This window comes from Streptomyces sp. NPDC002088 (assembly GCF_040296605.1).
Classification (GTDB): Bacteria; Actinomycetota; Actinomycetes; order Streptomycetales; family Streptomycetaceae; genus Streptomyces.
Genome location: NZ_JBEOXO010000103.1, coordinates 1 through 2,140, shown reverse-complemented (window position 1 = coordinate 2,140; position 2,140 = coordinate 1). Strand labels below are relative to the sequence as shown.

2 protein-coding genes are annotated in these 2,140 nt (G+C 73.0%); both read left to right on the top strand.

What is annotated here, in order from left to right:
- The first annotated feature begins 2 nt into the window (after nt 1-2).
- Nucleotides 3-1,346, top strand: coding sequence for a sensor histidine kinase (locus tag ABT114_RS50290; RefSeq protein ID WP_351154074.1), 1,344 nt, complete (start codon nt 3-5; stop codon nt 1,344-1,346).
- Nucleotides 1,343-2,008, top strand: a complete 666-nt coding sequence (locus ABT114_RS50285; RefSeq protein ID WP_351154071.1) for a response regulator — start codon at nt 1,343-1,345, stop codon at nt 2,006-2,008. The genes ABT114_RS50290 and ABT114_RS50285 overlap by 4 nt, the downstream gene beginning before the upstream one ends.
- Nucleotides 2,009-2,140: the final 132 nt, after the last annotated feature.

The window sequence follows — 2,140 nt, the reverse complement described above, 5'->3', positions numbered from 1 at the left end:
CTCTGGCCTCACGGACGAGGGGGCGGCCGGCCGGGGCGGGAGCGGCTGCGCTCCCGCCCGGGCCGGAGAGCGTCTGGGCGCACCCCGTGATGCGCTCGCTGCTGCGGGTGCTGAGCCGTCTGCGGGCGGCCGACCAGCGTCGCCCGTGGCTCCTCGACACCACCCTGGTGGTCCTGGTCGCCGCCGCCGCGCCGCCGGACCTGCTGGTGCACGACCCCGGTCACCCGGTCTCGCGCCCGGTGGGCGGCAGCCTGCCCGTCGGTGTGGTGCTGGGCATCGCGGCCGTGCTGGTCGTGCCGCTGTGGTGGCGGCGCCGCCGTCCCGCTGCGGTGTTCGGTGTCTGCCTCGTGGTGTGTCCGGTCATGTGGTCGCTGGGTTTGGGGCCCGCAGCAGCCCTCGTCCTGCTGATCGCCCTGTTCGCCCTGGCTCTGCACGCTTCGCCGCGGGCGATCTGCTGGGCGCTGCCGGTGACCGTCGCGGGGTGGGTGCTGCTCGTGGTCACCGTGATCCCGACGGCCAGTCCGGTGGCCTTTCTCGTCCTGTCCGTCGGCACCGGCGTTGGGGCCGTGGCCCTGGGGCTGACCGTCCGGATCAGCCGGCTGTACCTGTCCGCGCTGCGGGACCGGGCGGCGCGGCTGGAGGTCGAGCGCGACCAGCGCGTCCGGCTGACCGCGGCGGCGGAGCGCTCCCGGATCGCCCGTGAGATGCACGACATCGTCGGCCACAACCTGTCCGTGATGGTCAACCTCGCCGATGGCGCTGCCGTGCTCACCACCCGCGATCCTGGCCGCACCGAGCAGGCGCTCCACCTCATCGGTGACACCGGCCGGCAGGCCATGGACGAGCTGCGGCGCGTGCTGGGGGTGCTGCGCGAGTCCGCAGAACACGAGGAACCTGAAAACACCTCTCGGTCTCCGCAGCCGGGTGTCCGGGACCTGGACACTCTGCTGGCCCGGGTCCGCGCGGCCGGTCTGCCGGTGGCCTACCGCACCGTCGGCCCGGTCGATGCGCTAGGCCGCGGCGTGCAGCTCACGGTGTTCCGTGTCGTGCAGGAAGCTCTGACCAACACCCTCAAACACGTCGGCCCCGGCGCCACGGCCGACGTCACGGTCGCGGTCGAGGACGAACTGCTGCGCGTACGGGTCACCGACACCGGTTCACTCTCGCGGAGACCGCCCACGGCTCCCCGCCGGGACAGCGGGCACGGCCTGGTCGGCATCCGCCAACGGGCCGCGCTCTACGACGGCACCGCAACCATCGGACCGCGCGACGACGGCCAGGGATGGATCGTAGATGTACTGCTGGACCCGTCCGCCTCGGCCACATCCGGAGAACCCACACCATGACCACCATCCCGATCGCCGACGACCAGCCACTGCCCCGCATGGGTTTCCGGATGCTGCTGGACGGCTCCCCCGGCGTGAGCGTCGTCGGTGAGGCCGACAACGGCGCGCAGGCCGTCCGCATGGCGGCCGAACTGAACCCCGACGTGGTCCTGATGGACGTACGGATGCCCGGTCTCGACGGCATCGAGGCGACCCGCCGCATCGTGGCGGCCGGCGGCCGCACCCGCGTCCTCATCCTGACCACCTTCGACCTCGACGAGTACGCCTACGCCGGCCTGCGCGCCGGGGCCAGCGGCTTCCTGCTCAAGGACGTCAAGCCGACGGAACTCCTCGCAGGCATCCAGGCGGTCGCCACCGGCGACGCCGTCGTGTCGCCCCGGCTCACCCGCCGTCTGCTCGACGCCCACGCCCATGACGTCCTGGCGCCCGATGCCGAGCCCCGCACGGATCCGCGGCTGGCGGCGCTCACCGAACGCGAGCACGAGGTGCTCGTGGCCATCGGTACGGGCTGGACGAACGCGGAGATCGCCGAACGTCTGGTGCTGACCGAGTCCACCGTGAAGAAACACGTCGGCCGGGTCCTGGCCAAGGTCGGCGCCCGCGACCGTATCCAGGCGGTCATCCTCGCCTACGACGCGGGACTGGTCGCTCCCCGGCAGTGAGCGCCGCGCGACCTTCCCTGTCGTAAACATGGCAGTGTGGCGCCGCGTAGGGGCGGGGGCGCCCACCCCCAGGGGAGGCGGCGCGGCGCAGCGGGTGGGTGTGGCGGGGGGGTGGGTGGTGTTCAGCGAGGC

Coding starts and splice junctions, on each gene's coding strand:
- ABT114_RS50285 (WP_351154071.1), top strand. CDS start 1,343: ATGACCACCATCCCGATCGCCGACGACCAGCCACTGCCCCGCATGGGT.